Genomic DNA, 18481 nt, shown 5'->3' with positions numbered 1-18481 from the left:
CAAACCCGCAGGACCCGTAGACCTGGGCGAGCTGGCCACCGCCGTGAAACCCCTCTACACCTCCAAGAAGGACTACAAGAAGCAGCTGAAGAAGCACGTCAAGAAGCTGAGCTGCACTGCAGCGGCTGCACTACGCCTCCGGCCACTGGTCGCTGCTGCTGATCTTTCAAGGCATGGACGCTGCCGGCAAGGACGGTGCGATCCGCCACGTCATGTCCGGGGTCAACCCCCAAGGCTGCCAGGTGTTCAGCTTCAAACAACCCACTGAACAAGAACTCAAACACGACTTCCTCTGGCGCACCAGCCGCTGCCTACCCGAACGCGGCCGGATCGGCATCTTCAACCGCTCGTACTACGAGGACGTCCTCGTAGCCCGCGTCCACCCCGAAATCCTGCACGGACACGGACTACCCGACGAGCTCATCGACGACACGACGATCTGGGAACAGCGGTACCGCTCCATCAACGACCTCGAGATGCACCTACACCGCAACGGCACCCAGATCATCAAGATCTTCCTGCACCTGTCCAAGGACGAGCAGGCGAAACGGTTCCGAGCCCGCATCGACGCCCCAGACAAGAACTGGAAGTTCAGCCTCGCCGACATCCACGAACGGTCCTACTGGGAGGACTACATGACCGTCTACGGCGACTGCCTGAGCGCCACCAGCTCCGAACACGCCCCGTGGTACGTCATCCCCGCCGACGACAAACCCAACGCCCGGCTCATCATCTCCCAGATCATCCTCGACACGCTGACCGACCTGAAGATGGCCTACCCCAAGACGACCCCCGAACGACACGAAGAGCTGGAGTCATTCCGCAGCCAGCTCTGACCCAGCCAGCGTCCCCGTCGGCCAGCGCGCGACCCGAGATCAGCGGTGCGGCGTCGGATGGGGCGGTCACTCAAGCCGGCGACGAACCAGGCCCCTGAAACCCGGCCGGCGAGTATCGACGGGGTGGGTCAGGTGTGGCAACATGACTAGGGCTGGGACCACAGCCAGCCCGGATGAGATCCGCTTGGTTTGCAGGCGGACAGGAGCGATTCGCTCAAGCTGGGCACGTCGGAGACCTCCCCTGACGGAAGTTTCCCCATGAACTCGTTGAGACACGATTTCCGGAACGGTCCAACGGCCGGTCCCTTGGCCGATGCAGCCTCGATACCGGCTGTCGGCCAGCCCCCCGTCTCCTCGCCGGGTCGGAGTGCCCCCGCTACGTCGCGCCGGGCGGGCGGCCTCCACGTCACCACCGGACCCGAGGAGGCCCTGACGACCATGAAGGTCTGCGGCGACCTGACCGAGGCCGACACCCGGCACCTGGCCACCATGCTCAACGCGATGGCCTGGTCCGACGGTCAACGGGCCACCATAGATCTGGCCGACGTCAGCTCCGTGGGCTCAGAGCTGCTCCGGGTCTTGCGCACCGCCCGGACGCGGTCGCGAGGGCGGTTGACCGTGACGGCAGACCGGCCGGAGGTCCGTTTCCCGCTGGCCCTGGTGGGCATGGTGAGCCTCGGCGACATGGACTGGCTAGAACACCAAGACCGAAGCGACGGGCAGAGCGAGAAGGTCGGCGATGCATCTTTCCGAGCGTGAGCAACGAGAGCCGGCCGAGTTCGAAGCGGGGCTCCTCATCGCGCGCTGAACCGCGCCCACCACGACGGCACCACCACCACCACCGAAGAAGGAGAACGAATCATGCAGTTGGGAATGATCGGCCTGGGACGCATGGGTGCCAACCTCGTGCGCCGGCTCATGAACGACGGCCACCAATGTGTCGTCTTCGACCAAGAGCCCGCGGCCGCGAAGGCCCTGACGGAGGAAGGCGCGACCGGGGCCGACTCGGTGCAAAACCTGGTCGCCCAGCTCACCGCGCCGCGCGCGGTGTGGGTGATGGTGCCCTCGGGCGCGATCACCGACTCCGTCATCAACTCGCTCGCCACGGCGCTCGAATCGGGTGACATCATCATCGACGGCGGGAACTCGTTCTACCGCGATGACCTGCGCCGCGCCAAAGAGCTCTCCACGCACGGGATCCGGCTGCTCGACTGCGGCACCAGCGGCGGCGTGTGGGGGCTGCACCGCGGCTACAGCCTGATGATCGGCGGCGACGCGGACGCCGTAGCGCAGGTCAAGCCCGTCTTCGCGACGATCGCTCCCGGGGTCGAGGCCGCCGGGCGCACCCCGGGCCGAGACGGAGACGTCGCTGACTGCGAGCAGGGCTTTCTGCACTGCGGGCCCAACGGCGCCGGGCACTTCGTCAAGATGGTCCACAACGGCATCGAGTACGGCATGATGGCCGCAATCGCCGAGGGACTGAACATCCTGCACAAGGCGAACATCGGCGCCACCAGCGCCGCGACGAACGACGTCGAGACCGCCCCCCTGGCAGACCCGGAGTACTACCGTTACGACCTCGACCTGGCGCAGGTCTCCGAAGTGTGGCGACGTGGCAGCGTCATCGGCTCGTGGCTGGTCGACCTGAGCGCCGTCGCGCTGCGGCAGTCACCTGACCTGTCCGACTTCACCGGGCGCGTCTCAGACTCCGGGGAAGGCCGGTGGACCGCCATCGCCGCCATCGAGGAAGGGGTGCCGGCGCCGGTGCTCACCGCCGCGCTGGACTCCCGCTTCGACTCCCGCAGCCTGGACGAGTTCGCCGACCAGGCGCTGTCAGCGATGCGCAAGCAGTTCGGCGGCCACGACGAGAAGGCGGCCACCTGAGCCGCCCACCCCACTGCGTCATGAGACCCGGATGGGGCGAGGCGAGACGGCCACCACCTCGAGGCCGTGCAGGCAGCTGGCTCTGACCCACCGCACCGGGTCGGCGACTTCAGAACACGTCACCTCGTTCACCGGGCTTCGCGGTGAGGCTGGGGCGCCCGGTTCCGAGGCTGGGTCGGCGCGGGGCCATTCGCAATTTCCTCGTTGGGTGCGCTGGCCGGGCTGGTCGATGACACCGTCAGACGCTGACCATGGTGGAGCAGCGTCAGTGGTGGCCCGTTCAGGACGCGGTAGGTGGTGCCGGTGGGAGTGATCTCGACGGCGAGCCGACTGCCTTGGACGCAGATCGAGATGGCCAGCCGGGTGATGCCCGCCGGCAGTCGCGGCGCAAAGGCGATACCGGCGTCGTGTTCGCGCAGACCAGCCAAACCCGGCACGAGGGCGATCCAGGTCCCGGCCAGCGACGCGACGTGCAGTCCATCGCGGGTGTTGTGCTCGAGATCGTCCAGATCCATCAGCGCGGCCTCGGTCAGGTAGTAGTAGGCCAGTTCCAGGTGGCCGGTCTCGGCCGCCATGACCGCCTGGGTGCAGGCCGACAGGGAGGAGTCGCGCACGGTGAGAGCTTCGTAGTAGGCGAAGTTGCGGGCCTTCTGCGCCGCCGTGAAGGCTCGACCGCGCAGGTGCATCGCGAGAACCAGGTCGGCTTGTTTGACGACCTGTTTGCGGTAGAGGTCGAAGTACGGGAAATGCAGTAGCAGCGGGTACTGCGCGTCGGTGGTGGCCTCGAAGTCCCAGATCTGATGGCTGGTGAACCCCTCGGCCTGGGGGTGTACGCCCAAGTCGTGGTCGTACGGGATCATCATGGACCGCGCGGCGGCACGCCATGCCGCGATCTCCACGGCGTCGATGCCCAGAACCTGGGCCCGGTCGGGTTGGCGCTGCGCCACTTCGGCCGCTGCGACGAGGTTGTGCTGGGCCATCAGGTTCGTGTAGATGTTGTTGTCGGCCACCGCGGAGTACTCGTCGGGGCCGGTCACTCCGTCGATCCGGAACCGTCCCGCAGAGTCGTGGTGACCCAGCGAGCACCACAGTCGGGCGGTCTGGGTCAGCAGCTCCACCCCGGTGTCGCGTTCGAACGCCTCATCACCGGTGACGTGCACGTAGCGCACGACCGCGTCGGCGATGTCCGCTCCGAGATGGAAGGCGGCGCTGCCGGCGGGCCAGTACGCGGAGCACTCGTGGCCGGCGATGGTGCGCCAGGGGAAGACGGCTCCCTTCAGCCCCAGCTGCGTGGCTCGTTTCAGCGCTTTCGGCAGGATCGAGTACCGCCAGCGCAGGGCGTCGGCCGCCGCCCGGGGCGCCGTGTAGGTCAGGACCGGCAGCACGAACGTCTCGGTGTCCCAGAACGCGTGGCCGTCGTATCCCGGACCGGTCAGCCCCTTCGCCGCGATGGCCCGCCCCTCGGCCCGGGCGCTGGCCTGCAGGATGTGGAACAGCGAGAACCGCACGGCCTGCTGGATCCGTTCGTCGCCCTCGACCTCGACGTCGGCGCGGGCCCAGAAGTCGTCCAGGTAGCTGCGGTGTTCTGCGACCAGGCCCTCCCAACCGGTTTGGACGGCGGTGGTCAGGGCGGCGGCCACCTGGTCGACGACCGCTGGTTGCGAACGGATCGCAGACCAGCCGTAGGCGACGAACTTGACCAGCCGCAAACGCTGCCCAGGCTCAAGGCTCGCCGTAATGGCGACCCGGCCCAGGTCGGGGAAGCTCTCGCTCGAGACCTGCACCGAGGGCGGGGCTTCGAGGTGATGGTCCATGGCCGCACCGAGACGCAGACCGCTGACGGTGGTGCGGTGCACCAGCAAGGCCCGTGTCCCGGTGCAGTCGTGGGCCTCTGAGAGCAGCGGCGTGTTCAGTGCGGCGGTTCCCCGCGGGTCGCCACCCGAGGGTGGCAAGCTCTCGTTGGCCACCAGCTCCGACTGCAGCACCACCCGCACCGCAGTATTCAGCGGTTCGACCTCGTAGCAGATGGCGGCCACCGAGCGCTGCACCAGCGAGACCAGCCGGGCCGAACGCACCCGCACGCCCTGCCCACCCGGTGATACCCACTCGACCTCGCGGTGCAGCATCCCGGTGCGGAAGTCGAGCACCCGTTCGTGCGCGACCAGCTGCCCGTAGCGCACGTCGAAGGGCTGGTCATCGACCAGTAGGCGGATCACTTTGCCGTTGGTGACGTCGATGACCGTCTGCCCGGCCTCGGGGTAGCCGTAGCCAGCCTCGGCGTAGGGCAGCGGCCGGGCCTCGAAGACACCGTTCAGGTACGACCCAGGCAGCCCGTGCGGTTCGCCCTCATCGAGGTTCCCTCGCCAACCGATGTGACCGTTCGACAACGCGAACAGTGACTCGCTCTGGGCCAGGACGTCCAGGTCGAGCCCGATCTCCCGCAGGCACCACGGTTCGGTCGTGTAGGCGGGGTGCGTGATCATGCCGGGCCGCTGCGTGTCATCAGCTGGGCCAGGTCGGTCACGACCCGGTCGGCTCCGTGCCCGCGCAGCTGGTCTGCCTGTCCGACCCGGTCGACACCGACCACGAACCCGAACCGGCCCGCCCGGCCCGCGGCGACCCCGGACAGGGCATCCTCGAACACCGCCGCCGCGCCAGGCGGTACACCCAGCACTCTCGCGGCGGCCAGGTACGCGTCCGGCGCCGGTTTTCCCGCCAGTTGCTGCTCCGTGACGCTGACCCCGTCGATGCGCGTGTCGAACAGGGTGGCGATACCCGCTGCGGTGAGGACCTCAGCGCAGTTGGCGCTCGAGGACACCACCGCCGTGGCCAGACCTGCCGCTCGCACCGCCCGGACATAGCGGACCGAACCGGGGTAGGGCGAGACCCCGTCACGGCGGATGCTGCGCAACACCATGGCGTTCTTGGCCTGACCGAGCCCGGTGATCGTCAGCGACCCCGCCGCGTCGTCCGGGCAGCCGGTCGGTAGGTCGATGCCGCGCGACTGCAGGAACGAGCGGGTTCCGTCCGCCCGGCTCATGCCATCGACGTAGGTGTCGTAGTCGGCGACCTCATCGAAGGCGACGAACGCGGTCCCAGTCTGTTGGGCCCGCACCGTCAGGTAGCCGTCAAACATCTCCTTCCACGCCGCCGCGTGCAGCTTCGCCGTATCGGTCAGCACCCCGTCCAGATCGAACAGGCATGCCCGCATCGTTGCCGGCAAACCCAACGGCGTGTTCGTCTTGTCTCCCTCCACGGGGTGGCTCTGACTGTTTCTGGGCTCATGGCTGACTCGGCACGAAATCACGATGCGCCCGGCACTTGCACAGTTACTCAGCCTCGGCCCTACCGACCCGCCATCGGGAAGGGACCCAGGCCCATCCCCAGCCCGACCGGATACAGGTAGCCCGCACCCCAGTACGGCTCGTAGCCGAAGTGGTTGTAGATGCTGGCATGGTAGGTGCGGTCATGCACGAGGTCAGGGGCGTAACCCGGCGCTGAGGCGACCCGATCCTTGGACAGGTCGACGAAGACCGCGTCCTCGGTGACATTGGTGACGGCGTCCACCGGGATCATGGTCTTGCTCTGGCCGAAGCCGAGGATGCCGCCATGTTCGACGAGCAGGAAGCGGACCTTGGACTCTGGGCCATCGATGAGAAGATCATCGATCGTGCCGATACCGGCACCGTCGGCGTCCTTGACCTCCCGGCCGCGCACATCGTTGGCTGATCCGTCTATGGTCTGGCCGCGGTCGCCGAGTGCGTACAGGGTGGTGTCGTCGTTGCTGGTCATCGGGGATCTTCTCCTGGCTGGTGGGTAAGAGCGGGTCGGTTCACGAACTGTCGGCCGTAGGTGCGCCGACTGACGGGTTGCCGGGTCAGGTCGTCACCTCCCGCGGCAAGGCCGCCAGGAGCTCACGGGCGCGGGCCGCGTGCGTGTGCGCCACGAGCACTTCGTACTTGGTGGCCACGACCTGGCTGACCGAGGCGAAGTCGCGGTTGCCGTGCCGGGTCACAGCGGCGTAGCCGAGCTGGCTCCACACCAGCCCGAAGACGGCCCCCAACACCGGAGTCGCGATCAACACGCCGAGCTGGTTTCCCTGAACGAACAGGCTGAAAACGACTCCGACGAACAGGCCGATCCAGAGCCCCGACAAGGCACCTGCAGCCGCGATCTTGCCTCGGGTCAACCGCCCGGTGACGCGCTCGACGGAACGGAGCTCGGTGCCCACGATCTCGAGGTTCTCCACGGGAAAACCCTGGTCGGCCAAGTACCCGACCGCGTGCTGGGCCATTACGTAACGCTCGAACACACCCAGCGACATCGGGTACTCCAGCTCCATGCTGGCTGGTGCGATCATCTGGCTTCTACTCATACGAAAGTCCTCTTCGGTATCAGTTCATGTGACGAGGCCCGTCAGGAGCCTCGTGAGGTGGTGGTCATCCAGGTCATGGATCGCGCTCGTGACGAAGCGGTGGGACCACAGGAGGAGGCTTCCGATGACGACGTGCGCGATGGTCATCGGCAGCCCGCAGGTCGGTGAGCACGGCGCCGATCATTAGGCGCGGGTTCGGTCTCGACTCCACCGAACTGGTAGGTGTCAGGGCCCGGTTGACGGTGGATGCGGTCATGGTTGGGGCCTCTCATCGGGCAGGAGCATCAGGCATCTGAGGCGAAAGGCCCGGGTCGGGTGGTCCGTCACCGGACCGAACGCCGCTGGGGCAGATCACCGTGGGCTCGCGTGTCGCCGCATCGTCACGTCAGCGCGGTGGAACGCGACCGCAGGAGGGTTGGCGCCGAATGTGCCTGGTGGTGAGCGGACGCTCGTCGCGGCGACCGTTGGGCAGACCGCGAGATCCAGGATGGCTACAAGAGAGCCATTCATCAGCGTACGCGCGCAGCAGGGGAAAACCCAGAGCAGGCGACACCCAGCAATTGGCCACGAGAGCCGGGTTACGGCGCCAAGACGAAACCCTCGCCCCACCCAGACGCCGCAGCCGCGGCATGCGCCTCCGGGAGGAGGCGCAGGTGCCTGCGCGCGCCTCATGAAGCGCAGAGCGGTACGACGAGACCCGCTGAAAGTACGGGCAGGCCGTTGTGTATCAGCGTGTTGGCTCACCGCGTGATGGGCAGCCCGCTACCAGCCTGGTCAGCTCAGCTGCGGATCTGGGGCGCGCAGGCCGGTGCGGACGCGTTCGGCCGAGGTGCGGCGCTCCTGCTCGGTCCGCGTGGGCAGCAGGTCGATCTGGTGTGCGGCGTGTTCGGGGGTGTAACCGCGGCCGATAAGGACCCCGATCGCTTGGTTGACCCAGGAGGTTCGCACCAGTTCGTCGCTGTGTTCGGCCACGATCAGGTGCGCGTCGAGGACGAAGTCGCCCAGCTCGCGACCGGTCAGCCAGCTGAGGTCGGCGGCGAGGTCGATCAGCGCTCCGGGGTTCCCGGCGTAGAGGATCAGCTCCATGCCCGGCCCGGTGATGGCCTCTGCCTCGCCCGTGGGCGTGTGGGTGTCGGCGCGGTGGTTCCCGGCCGCGTCGAGCGGGACTCGCAAGGAGGTGCGGATGTCGCCGACCTGGGTGGAGTCCTGCAGCGCGGTCAGGTGGATCTGGCGGCCGCCGGTGGTCGCGGTGATGGTCAGGCCGAGGTAGGAACCCACCGCGCCTTGGGCGGCAGCGGCAAGCTGTTGAACGGTCTGCGCAAGGTCGGTGTCGGCCCCGTCAAGGGCTTCGGTGAGGGTGGTCAGGTCTGCGGCCAAGGCCGCGCTGAGGTCCACGAAGACGTGGCTCCGAGCAGGCGCCCCGATCGCCGTCCCTTTGACCAATCAGCACGGCCATCGCAGGTTGCGCGGCCGGCAAACGGCACCAGACCCGTGTCAGGGCTTCAAATCCGGCGGCGCCTACCGTCAGCCTACGTGCCGCACCGTCGCAACCAGCCACGTGGGCTCGACCCAATTTTCAGATGCGGTTTCCTCAGCAGTCACCCACCGATCACGAGTTGGTGTGTCGGGCCCTGGCGCGGCGTACCGCTTCGTCGACGATGCGCTGAGCCACGACGGCCAGCTTGGTGTGCTCGGCCTGGCTGATGTGACGCAGCCGGGCGAAGGCCTCCTCGGCGGTCCCCCCGCTGCGCCCGAGCAGCAAGCCGATGGCCTGGTCGATGACCGGTCGGGTCGCCAACGCGGCTTGCAGCTGGACCGCCAGCTTCTGCGCTTGGCTCAAGACCTGCGCGTTGTGCACCGCTACCGCGGCCGGCGCCGCGAACAGTTCACCCAGCTCGGCGGCGTGTTCGTCGAAGACGTCTTTCGCCCGGGCGTAGACGTTGATGGCGCCGACGACCTGACCGGGCAGCAGCAACGGCAGCGACAACACGCTGTGCACGCCGAGGCGTCCCACCCGTGGCCCGAACCGCGGCCAGAGCGCTTCCCCGCCGAGTGAACCACTGCGCACGGTGCGCTGCTCGAGGGCGGCGGTGATGCAGGGGCCCTCGTCGAGCACGTCGTACTGGATCGCGTCGATCTCTTTGACGAACGGGGCGCTGGCCGCCAACGCCGCGACCCGGTTACCGGGAAGGTCCATGCGCAACAGGGTGACCCCTGCCCCGTCAGCGCCGGGGATGGCTCGCACGGCCGAGTTCGCGACCCGGTTCAGCAGCTCGTCCAACCCGATGGTGTCGGTCACCAGACCGGCCAAGGCGGCCAGACCCGTCTGCAGGTCGGCCTCGTCCAGCACGGCCTGGGCCGGGGTCAGCGGGTCCAGCATTTCGTTGAGGTCCGCACCTGTTTCACTCACGACCGGGTCCTTCCACGGGTCACTGTCGACCTGACCTCAATGATGCCACCGAGAACCTCCCCCAAGCGAACTCAGTCGCACTCGACACAGTCGCATTACAGGCAGCAGGCCCGGGACCGTCACCCGATCCCGACGCACAGGGTCGAGGGTGGGGCTGGCACAATGTGCGCGCCCGGGCGGCAGGGGGTTCGCGGCCGACAGCGATCACGTGGTGCGAGTGGTCTGTCGAGGATGACTCAGCGGATTTGGACGATCAATCTCGTTCTGGGCACCTCGAAGCGAGAGGCAGCAATCATCTCGACGACGTCGGACTCGCCGCCAGAATGGCTCGCTGCCGCAGTGGCCGCCGTGGGGCACTGGTCCTCTCGACTGCTTGCCATTCCCTTCCGGGTCGGGAAGCGGCGGTGGCCCGGGCGGGGTGTCAAACGGCCAACGGCGCGTCGGGTGGCGCGGCAGTCATCGCCGCTCCGGCCGAGTGGTGAGCGTCTCGGGGAGACTGGAGGCGTGACAGGGTCACCCGGCCGGTGTAGCGTCGAATGTGCTAAGAGTTAGCCGATCCCGGGCCGAGGAGCCGCTGCCGACAGGCCGCCCCTCGTGAGCGTTTCTGCCATGGCCGGGAGACCCGAACGAACCGGATCCGGCCTGCCGCTAATGCGGACGTCGTTGAACGTGTTGCGCACCATGCGTCCGCCAGTGACACAACGGTGCGTCATCGCCAAACAACGGGGACTGCAGGGCGAGCTTCGAGGCACCACATGGCAACCTCCACCCAACCGGCGCCGTCGGCGGGCACCATCCGCCGCCACGTCGTTTGGAACGCGAGCATCGTCGCCCTGGGCGGGTTGCTGTTCGGTTATGACACCGGGGTCATCTCCGGGGCGTTGCTGTTCATCGGCAAGGACTTCACGGGGATGTCCTCGACCGAGAAAGAACTACTGACCAGCATCCTGCTGATCGGCGCGGTTATCGGGGCACTGTTCGCCGGCCGCGTCGCCGACCGCATCGGCCGGCGACCGACCGTGCTCGTCACGGCGGCCATCTTCGTGGTCGGGGTGCTGCTCGCGGCGTTCTCACCCAGCTACGGCGTGCTGCTAGTGGCACGGGTCGTGATCGGCGTAGCCGTGGGCTCGTCCTCGATGGTGGTGCCGCTCTACATCGGCGAGACCGCGCCACCGCGGATCCGCGGCGCGCTGGTCAGCTTCAACCAACTCGCCATCACCTCGGGGATCCTGGTGTCCTACCTGGTCGACTACGGGCTGGCCTCCAGCCAGAACTGGCGCCTGATGTTCGGGCTGGCCACGATCCCTGCGGCGTTGTTGTTCGTCGGGATGCTGTTCCAGCGCGAGAGCCCCCACTGGCTCATCGCCCAAGGACGTGAGGACGAAGCCCGGGCCGTTCTGGTACGGATCCGCGACAGCAGCGACATCGACGCCGAGATCACCGAGGTGCGGGAAATGTCCTCGCGCACCTCCAGCGCCCGCGAGCTGCTCGACCCGAAGATCCGCCACGCCCTGACCATCGGCATCGCCTTGGCCATCTTCCAACAGATCACCGGCATCAACACGATCATCTACTACGCCCCGACGCTGCTGTCCAACGCCGGCTTCGGCGACTCCGCCGCGTTGCTGGCCAACGTCGTCAACGGCGGTGTCAACGTCGCCATGACGATCGTCGCGATCCTGCTGCTCGACCGGGTCGGGCGCCGCCCGCTGCTGCTGACCGGCACGAGCGGCATGGCGGTCGGGATGGTCGTGCTCGCGTTGACCTTCCTCGTCGGCGGCAGCAACCTGCACGGCGCCTACGCCTACGTCGCGATCGCCGGGCTGCTCATCTACACCGGCTCGTTCGCCATCGGCCTCGGACCGGTGTTCTGGCTGCTGATCAGTGAGATCTACCCGATCAAGATCCGCGGGCAGGCTATGAGCGTGGCCACCATCGCGAACTGGGGCGCGAACTTCGTGGTCACCGTCTCCTTCCTGACACTGCTGGGCGCGCTCGGGGATGCCGGCACGTTCTTCCTCTTCGCCGTCCTCACCCTGGTGGCACTCGTCTACTTCTACCGGCAGGTGCCAGAGACGAAGAACCGGACCCTGCCCGAGATCGAACACGACCTCGGCCTGCCGCACGGCGCCATGAGCGACACCGACCATCCGGCAAAGGCCTGAGCGGCGCCCATCACCGACTCGGCCTCTGCAACAGGAACACCATGAAGCGGTCACCGTGATACCCGGAGACCATCAACACGGCGTGGTGCCGCTGGCACCTCGCGAAGGGATAGGACAGATCATGACCACGACCGAGCTAAGACCTAGCAGGCACACGACCCACGAACGCCTCGCGGCCTGGGTGAGCGAGGTAACCGAGCTCACCGCGCCGCGCGACGTCCGCTGGGTCACCGGCGGCCCCGAGGAGTGGGCCGAGCTGACCGACCAGCTCGTCGACGCGGGCACGTTCGTGCGCCTCGACGAGAGCAAGAAGCCGAACTCGTTCTACTGCGCCAGCGAGCCCACCGATGTTGCCCGGGTGGAGGGGCGCACCTATATCTGCTCGGTGCAGGAGCGGGACTCCGGGCCCACCAACCACTGGATGGCGCCCGAGCTGATGAAGGCGCGACTGACCGAGCTGTACCGCGGGTCCATGCGCGGGCGCACCATGTTCGTCATCCCGTTCGTCATGGGCCACCTCGACGCGAAGGTCCCGATGTTCGGGGTCGAGATCACCGACTCGGCCTACGTGGCGGTCTCGATGCTCGTCATGGCTCGCTGCGGCGACACGGTGCTGCGCCGGATGGAGCAGACGCAGGCGGCGTTCGTGCCCGCCCTGCACTCGGTCGGGGCGCCCCTCGAGCCGGGTCAGGCTGATGTCGCGTGGCCGTGTTCTGACACGAAGTACATCGTGCAGTTCCCCGAGGACCGCACCATCTGGAGCTACGGCTCCGGCTATGGAGGTAACGCCCTGCTCGGCAAGAAGTGCTACGCGCTGCGTATCGCCTCCGCGATCGGCCGCGACGAGGGCTGGCTGGCCGAGCACATGCTCATCCTCAAGCTGACCAACCCGGCCGGGAGGGTCCACTACATCGCGGCCTCGTTCCCCTCACAGTGCGGCAAGACCAACCTCGCGATGATCACCCCCACCATCCCCGGCTGGGAGGCGCAGATGGTCGGGGACGACATCGCCTGGCTGCGCTTCGGCGACGACGGTCGGCTGTACGGGGTCAACCCCGAGTTCGGTCTCTTCGGGGTGGCCCCGGGCACCAGCGTGGTGACCAACCCCGAGGCGATGGCCACCATCGCGAAGGGCAACACGGTCTTCACCAACGTGGCCCTGACCGACGATGGCGACGTGTGGTGGGAGGGCATGACCGAGCAGCCACCGGCGCACCTGACCGACTGGCACGGCCACGACTGGACGCCCGACGACGGCGCCGACGGCACGAAGGCGGCGCAGCCCAACAGCCGTTTCTGCGCCCCGGTCAAGCAGTGCCCGATGCTCGCCCCCGAGTACGACCTCCCTGACGGGGTGCCGATCAGCGCGATCCTCTTCGGCGGGCGACGCAAGACGACGGTGCCGCTGGTCTACGAGAGCCGCGACTGGGCCCACGGCACCTTCATCGGGGCCACTCTCTCCTCGGAGACCACCGCCGCGGCGACCGGCGCCGTCGGGGTGGTGCGCCGCGACCCGATGGCGATGCTGCCGTTCATCGGCTACCACGCCGGCGACTACCTGGGCCACTGGCTCGAGATGGGTGAGGCTCACGACCCGGCCGTGCTGCCCCGCATCTTCGGCGTCAACTGGTTCCGCCGGGACAAGAGCGACGGGAGCTTCCTGTGGCCCGGGTTCGGCGAGAACAGCCGCGTGCTCAAGTGGGTCGTGGAGCGTCTCGAGGGTGAGGCGGATGCCGGGTCGACCCCGATCGGGCTGATCCCGACCCCTGGGGCGATCGACGTCGACGGGCTCGGCTTCAGCGACGGTCAGATCGAGCAGGCCCTCGCGGTCGACCCCGACGAATGGCGCCGCGAGCTACCCCTGATCGAGGAGTGGTTCGACATCTTCGGAGACCGGCTGCCGCCACCGTTGCGCACCGAGCTCGACGGCCTGAAGACGCGGCTCGACGCGAGCTGACCCCCACGAAACCGTCGAAAGGGCAGTTGGTGTCATCCAAGACGACACCAACTACGACGAGAATCGGATGCCTCATCATGGTGGAAACGAGTACCGGCGATAACCACCCGGTGGGCGACGGCGCCAGCGCGGCTACCGACCTGTTCGACCGAAGTCGCTAACGCGCATCGCGAGACGCACATGCACGGCCGCAGGGGATCCGCACCATCGCAGAACGCGCCCGGCCCAGATTGAGCGCCGCCGGTAAGAGGTTGCTAAGGAAGAACTGCGGGCCCTCGCGTTCGACACTCTCCACGAAAGGGATGCCTGAGCGGCAGGTCGACCGACGGCCCGGATAACGCGGGTCGGTCAGGCGACGACGTCGGCAGCTACATGAACATGAACGTGCGCCCCAGGTAGTCGCCCGGGTAGTCATACCCGGCGGCCCAGTACGGGATGGAGCCGTAGTGTCCGTAGATACTCGCGTGATAGCTCCGCTCGTCGATGAGGTCCGGGTCGCACGCAGGGGCAGAGGCGACGTGCTCACGGGTGTGGTTGATGTTCACGACCGTGTCGGTGATCGTGGTGATGTCATCGACCGCGATGAACGAATCCGTTGCGCCCAGGCCCAGGAAACCGCCGTGCTCGACCAGCAGGAGCCGGACGCGGTGGTCCTGGGCGTCGATGAGCAGATCGTGCACCTTACCCAGTTGGGCACCGTCCTTGTCTCGCACGGTTCGCCCGCGGATGTCATCGGCGGGTGGGATGCTCCGGCCGCTGTCGCTCGGCTTGCTGATGGTGGCGTTGGGGTTGGTGGTCATCACGGTTCCTTCGACGCCGGGGCGTCTGGCGGGACGGTCCAGCACGATGACTCGGTGGGTAATCTGCGATACCCAGCCAGGCGGATGCGCCACGCTGTCTCGTCGGACCTGCGGTGCAATCTGGAGATCAACCCGTTGGCGCGGTGACGACCGACCCCATCGTTCTCGCGCTGCGTTCGCTCACGTTGGCGCGGGCTGTCGGCAGTGGCCACCTGACCGGAAATCGGCTACTTCGCAGCCCGGCCGACGCTCCACCTGCCATTCCGGTCCTGTCATGCCCGCCGAAGCCGACCAGGCCAAGGCCGGACCTGTGCCAGTGCAGGCCCTCCCCGGGCGACCTGCCCGGAACACGTCGTAGGGACAACCGCAGGCGTGACAGGGCCATCCGGCGGCCGCAGGAGAGGTCCGAGTCAAGGGGGGTCGATCGCCGATCCGCGGATCTTGCCCGGGCTGCGCCGTGGCCGCCCGTCGACGTCGAGATGGTCCAGCCGGCGGGAGCAGGTACCGGGACACGTTCGCCCGCGGGACGACGCCTCCGCTCAGATTCAGCTCCGGAGTGATCCGTCGGATCGAATACTTCCTCCGGTAGTACTTCTCGAAGTGTCCTTTGATGACCTGTGGCGATGTCTGCGACGGCCGCATAGCCGACCATGACCGCCAGTGCCACCCCTCTAGTGCCGTGGTCTATCGACCCGCCGGTCCCGGCCTCCGGAACCTTCCGGGCTCGCCGTTGCGGCACAGGGGGGTAGTTTCAAGGGACAGATCCGCCTCAGACGGCGACCATGAGGAGACACGATGAGCGAGCCAGACGCCGTGACCGGCACGAACGCCGTCACCGCGACGGCCATAGGCGAGACAGAGTTCAAGATCAAAGTCGCGTCGACGTTCATTGTCGTCTCGGATCTTGACCGGTCCGTAGAGTTCTATCGCGATGTGTTTTCCTGCGAGTTGGCGATTCGTGAGCGAGATGCCGCCCTGCTCCTGGACTCCGGGGGGTTCCAGATGTACCTCATGGCGCGCGGTGACCGCGAGGAACACCCCACGGGCGGGATCGGACACGAATACCTCACGTGGGCAGTCGACACCCCTGAGGCGTTGGAGCATTTCGCTCAAGCACTGAAAGACTGCGAATGTTACGTCGACAGGCACGTCACCGGCGGTGTGACGTTCGTCGAAGGCCACGACCCTGATGGCATCCGCGTCGTGATCGCCCACCCGAATCCGCAGCAAATGCCGCGCTCCGTCTTGGACCCGCGCTTCTACAACTAACGCGAGACTGACCCACAACCATCGGCCGACGTGCCGGAACGCATCATCGTCGGGGTGGAGGAAACCGATACCCACTACGTGGTGGCGCTCGGGGTGCGTGTACGGCTTGAGGCAGATCCTCTCCGACGTGCTCGTGGAGTCGAACCAACCGCTGGCCCCGATGCGCACCAAGCAGTGGTCGGCCACGCCGACTTCCGAGCAATGCGCGGCAGCCCGCTAACACCAGACAGCAGCCTGAGGTGGTTGATGCCTTCCCGGCCGCGGCTCGCCATGGGGACTTCGAGGTGCTCCTGCAGGTCCTTGATCCTGAGGTGTGCTGGCGTACTCACACCGCGCACGGGGTGGTTGTCAGGCTGGGTGCGACCGAGGTGGCCAGCGTCGTCCAGCAGGGAGTAAGCGCCAAGGTCATTGCGCGGTGCTTCCTCGTCAACGGTGAGCCAGGGATCATTGTGTGGGACAACCAGAGGCAAGCCTCGTGCCGTGATGGCATGCACCGTCGTCGACGGCCAGATGCTCGAGATCCTGTCGGTGATTGCTCCGCTCAAGCTGGCGAAGATGGATCTGCCGGGACCACCCTTCCGCGCCTGAACAGATTTCTCACCTTACGAGCAATATCGCAGCGTCCCTCAGCGGCCGCCTCAGTCGACGCCTCGTCCGGGAGGTGCTTCAGGGGCATCGAGGTCCTGGACGTCCTCGCCGAGGAAGAGCACCCACCCAACGGCCGGCGTGTCTTGCAGCACACTGACGTCCGGGAACCGCGGCAGCACGTCGTTCGTGCGTTCCATGCCGGGACCCAGAACTTCGCCGTCGGCCCACCGTTGCCCGCCCCACTTTCAACGCTCCACCAGCCGGCCAGATTGATCCATAACCGCGCGAGTCGCTGGTGTCGGTCAGACACGTCACGAGGTCAATCGGCGGTCACCCAAGGCCCGGCTGACGCGTAAGACCAGGCTGGGGCGGGTCCACCTGTGGCATCGCCCCCTTGATCAGACAGGGGTCTGCAGGATCAGTTCTCGCGTATCTCGGCTCGCCACCGAACCCGGGTCATCCGCCAGGCGTCGCGCGGCCATCGGCGCCCCTCCCTTCGGGTCGTCCCGGTGGACGACCGACTGAGCACGCCATCTCCCTCTGGCACGCCTTCGACGAGCCGGGACCGGTGCGGGCAACACGCATACAGGTATAGTACGGATTCCGTACTAGATGGGGGTGTGTGGTGGACGTAGTCGTTTTCGGGGCCGCTGGACCGACGGGGCGCTTGATTTGCCGGGACGCTCTGGTGGCCGGGCACCGGGTGCGGGCGGTCAGCCGCCGGTCGGATCCGCTTGGTCTGCCAGGCAGTGCGCAGCTGGTCCAAGTTCGCGCCGACGCGGTATCCGGTGCAGGGGTAGCGGCCGCCATTGACGGGGCTGACGCCGTGTTGTCCGTGCTTGGCTCCGCCTACCAGCGTGGCGAGGTCACCGTGTATTCAGCTGGTGTCCGAGCGATGGTCGAGGCAATGCGGGCCGGGGCCGGCGGGCGGCGGCTCGTCGTGGTCAGTTCGGGGCTCACGTACCCGCCTCCGCCGACGAACTGGTTCGCGGACCACCTCCTGTTCCCCTTTCTTCGGGGAGTCCTCGGCCGGACGTTGTACGCGGACATGCGCAGAATGGAGGAGTACCTGCGCGCCTGCGATGACATCGAGTGGACGATCATGCGCCCGGGCCGCCTGTTCGATCGCGATGAGGCCTCCGAGTATCGGCTCGATCCCGACCATCCGACGCAGGGCTACACCTCACGCGTCGACCTCGCTGCGGCGATGCTCGCCGAACTCGGCCCCGCGGCCCACGTGCACTCAGCAGTCGCGCCGACCACCAACCGATGACCGCCCCAGATCTGAACGACCTGATCCGGAGCCTTCGCATCGAGTTGGCAATCCTGAATGATCGGATCGCGGACCAGGCGGGATTGAAGCCCCGCGACCTCGACCTCCTCGACGTGATCGACCGCGACGGGCCATGTACCCCGACGCACCTCAGACGCCGTACTGGATTGAGAGCGGCCACCCTGACGGGGATGCTCGTCCGACTGGAGGCCGAGGGTTGGATCGACCGGTCGCAGGATCCTCACGATGGTCGGTCGACGCACCTGCGTGCGACCCCTCGTTTCGAGGAGCTCCGCGCCGCGTACGCCACGGCCACCGAGGCGGCACATCTGGTCGCCGCGTCTTTCGATGCGGCGCAACGTGAGGCCGTCGCGGATTTCCTCGCCCAGATGCTGCACGCTGCCCGAACCGTTAGCACGTCCTTCGAACTTCGCGACTAGGGCAGGCGAGAGGCAACGATCGAGGGCCGACGAACACTGTTCTGCCGCAACCTCGGAGGCAATGTTCGCGGCCACCAGCGGAGCCTGAGCTTGGCCCTTGACAGAGAACGACAGCCAGGGTCTGCGGCGCCATCGGCTGACAGGTCGACCCAGGCGCTGCGCTCATCGTCCATCTGCCGCGCGATTTCGACCAGCGTCGGGTGCTCATGCTGGCTACGTGTTCACAGTTGTTCTCGTGCCTGTACAGAACTGGTGGCGGTCAGGCTGCGGATCGGACCCCTCTCGGTCAGGCTTATCTGAGACACCCCACCGGTTGTGGGGTAGCCGTCAGAGGGGGGCGGCCGCGTGGTCGCAGGTACGCCGATCTCAGGTCAGCATCAGCCCCCTGGTGGCCGGACTGGTTTTCGGGGGCCTCGCAATCATCCTGGTGTGGGTGGGCCCAGGGATTAACCAGGTGATCTGGGGATGACGAACCCAGCTCTGG

The 18481-nt window shown here is 67.2% G+C and carries 16 protein-coding genes; 8 read left to right on the top strand and 8 right to left on the bottom strand.

Translation table 11 applies throughout. The features are described 5' to 3' along the window. Positions 1–116: 116 nt before the first annotated feature. The 3 genes from BA895_RS02540 to gnd all read left to right on the top strand — a co-directional run bounded on the left by BA895_RS02540 (position 117) and on the right by gnd (position 2720). Positions 117–836: a polyphosphate kinase 2 family protein gene (locus BA895_RS02540; protein WP_217493805.1), complete on the top strand. Its 720-nt coding sequence runs from the start codon at positions 117–119 to the stop codon at positions 834–836. Between the two features lie 438 nt (positions 837–1274). Continuing rightward, positions 1275–1595 (top strand): STAS domain-containing protein, encoded by a 321-nt coding sequence (locus BA895_RS02535; RefSeq protein ID WP_070190333.1) that lies wholly within the window; start codon positions 1275–1277, stop codon positions 1593–1595. A gap of 102 nt (positions 1596–1697) precedes the next feature. Then, entirely contained in the window at positions 1698–2720 is a 1023-nt protein-coding gene (gnd, locus tag BA895_RS02530; RefSeq protein WP_070190332.1) for a phosphogluconate dehydrogenase (NAD(+)-dependent, decarboxylating), read from the top strand. Positions 2721–2848: 128 nt separating this feature from the next. On the opposite strand, the gene BA895_RS02525 is transcribed toward gnd, so the two are convergent. The 6 genes from BA895_RS02525 to BA895_RS02500 form a co-directional block, all read right to left on the bottom strand. Beyond that, positions 2849–5203, bottom strand: a complete 2355-nt coding sequence (locus tag BA895_RS02525) for a glycoside hydrolase family 65 protein (RefSeq protein WP_070190331.1) — start codon at positions 5201–5203, stop codon at positions 2849–2851. Beyond that, positions 5200–5931: an HAD family phosphatase gene (locus BA895_RS02520; RefSeq protein ID WP_070190411.1), complete on the bottom strand. Its 732-nt coding sequence runs from the start codon at positions 5929–5931 to the stop codon at positions 5200–5202. Before BA895_RS02520 ends, BA895_RS02525 begins: the two co-directional genes overlap by 4 nt. Positions 5932–6065: 134 nt before the next feature. Further along, positions 6066–6512 (bottom strand): PRC-barrel domain-containing protein, encoded by a 447-nt coding sequence (locus BA895_RS02515; RefSeq protein ID WP_070190330.1) that lies wholly within the window; start codon positions 6510–6512, stop codon positions 6066–6068. A gap of 85 nt (positions 6513–6597) precedes the next feature. Further along, positions 6598–7080, bottom strand: a complete 483-nt coding sequence (locus tag BA895_RS02510) for a general stress protein (protein WP_254666283.1) — start codon at positions 7078–7080, stop codon at positions 6598–6600. A 789-nt stretch (positions 7081–7869) separates the two neighbouring features. After that, on the bottom strand, positions 7870–8490 hold the full coding sequence (locus BA895_RS02505) for a hypothetical protein (protein WP_070190328.1): 621 nt from the start codon (positions 8488–8490) through the stop codon (positions 7870–7872). 214 nt (positions 8491–8704) lie between these two features. Continuing rightward, positions 8705–9505, bottom strand: coding sequence for a GAF and ANTAR domain-containing protein (locus tag BA895_RS02500; protein WP_217493803.1), 801 nt, complete (start codon positions 9503–9505; stop codon positions 8705–8707). A gap of 755 nt (positions 9506–10260) precedes the next feature. Between BA895_RS02500 and BA895_RS02495 the strand changes: the two genes are divergently transcribed. Then, a complete protein-coding gene (locus tag BA895_RS02495; RefSeq protein ID WP_070190326.1) occupies positions 10261–11670 on the top strand; it encodes a sugar porter family MFS transporter in 1410 nt (469 codons plus the stop codon). A gap of 121 nt (positions 11671–11791) precedes the next feature. Continuing rightward, positions 11792–13627, top strand: a complete 1836-nt coding sequence (locus BA895_RS02490; RefSeq protein WP_070190325.1) for a phosphoenolpyruvate carboxykinase (GTP) — start codon at positions 11792–11794, stop codon at positions 13625–13627. 368 nt (positions 13628–13995) lie between these two features. On the opposite strand, the gene BA895_RS02485 is transcribed toward BA895_RS02490, so the two are convergent. After that, the gene (locus tag BA895_RS02485; RefSeq protein WP_070190324.1) at positions 13996–14427 is read right to left on the bottom strand and encodes a PRC-barrel domain-containing protein; all 432 of its coding nucleotides are present in this window, start codon (positions 14425–14427) and stop codon (positions 13996–13998) included. A 795-nt stretch (positions 14428–15222) separates the two neighbouring features. Here BA895_RS02485 and BA895_RS02480 point away from each other — a divergent pair. Further along, the gene (locus tag BA895_RS02480) at positions 15223–15696 is read left to right on the top strand and encodes a VOC family protein (protein WP_083282904.1); all 474 of its coding nucleotides are present in this window, start codon (positions 15223–15225) and stop codon (positions 15694–15696) included. A 638-nt stretch (positions 15697–16334) separates the two neighbouring features. Here the strand turns inward: BA895_RS02480 and BA895_RS23825 are convergent. Continuing rightward, entirely contained in the window at positions 16335–16481 is a 147-nt protein-coding gene (locus tag BA895_RS23825; RefSeq protein ID WP_175442238.1) for a hypothetical protein, read from the bottom strand. A gap of 425 nt (positions 16482–16906) precedes the next feature. Here BA895_RS23825 and BA895_RS02475 point away from each other — a divergent pair, with 425 nt between their 5' ends. After that, complete coding sequence (locus BA895_RS02475) at positions 16907–17557, top strand: NAD(P)H-binding protein (RefSeq protein WP_083282903.1); 651 nt, start codon at positions 16907–16909, stop codon at positions 17555–17557. After that, positions 17554–17997, top strand: coding sequence for a MarR family winged helix-turn-helix transcriptional regulator (locus BA895_RS02470; protein WP_070190323.1), 444 nt, complete (start codon positions 17554–17556; stop codon positions 17995–17997). The genes BA895_RS02475 and BA895_RS02470 overlap by 4 nt, the downstream gene beginning before the upstream one ends. Positions 17998–18481 lie beyond the last annotated feature (484 nt).

It is taken from the genome of Humibacillus sp. DSM 29435, from assembly GCF_001758225.1.
Classification (GTDB): Bacteria; Actinomycetota; Actinomycetes; order Actinomycetales; family Dermatophilaceae; genus DSM-29435.
The sequence above is the reverse complement of the archived record's forward strand: the minus strand, read 5'-3'. Positions and strand labels throughout refer to the sequence as shown.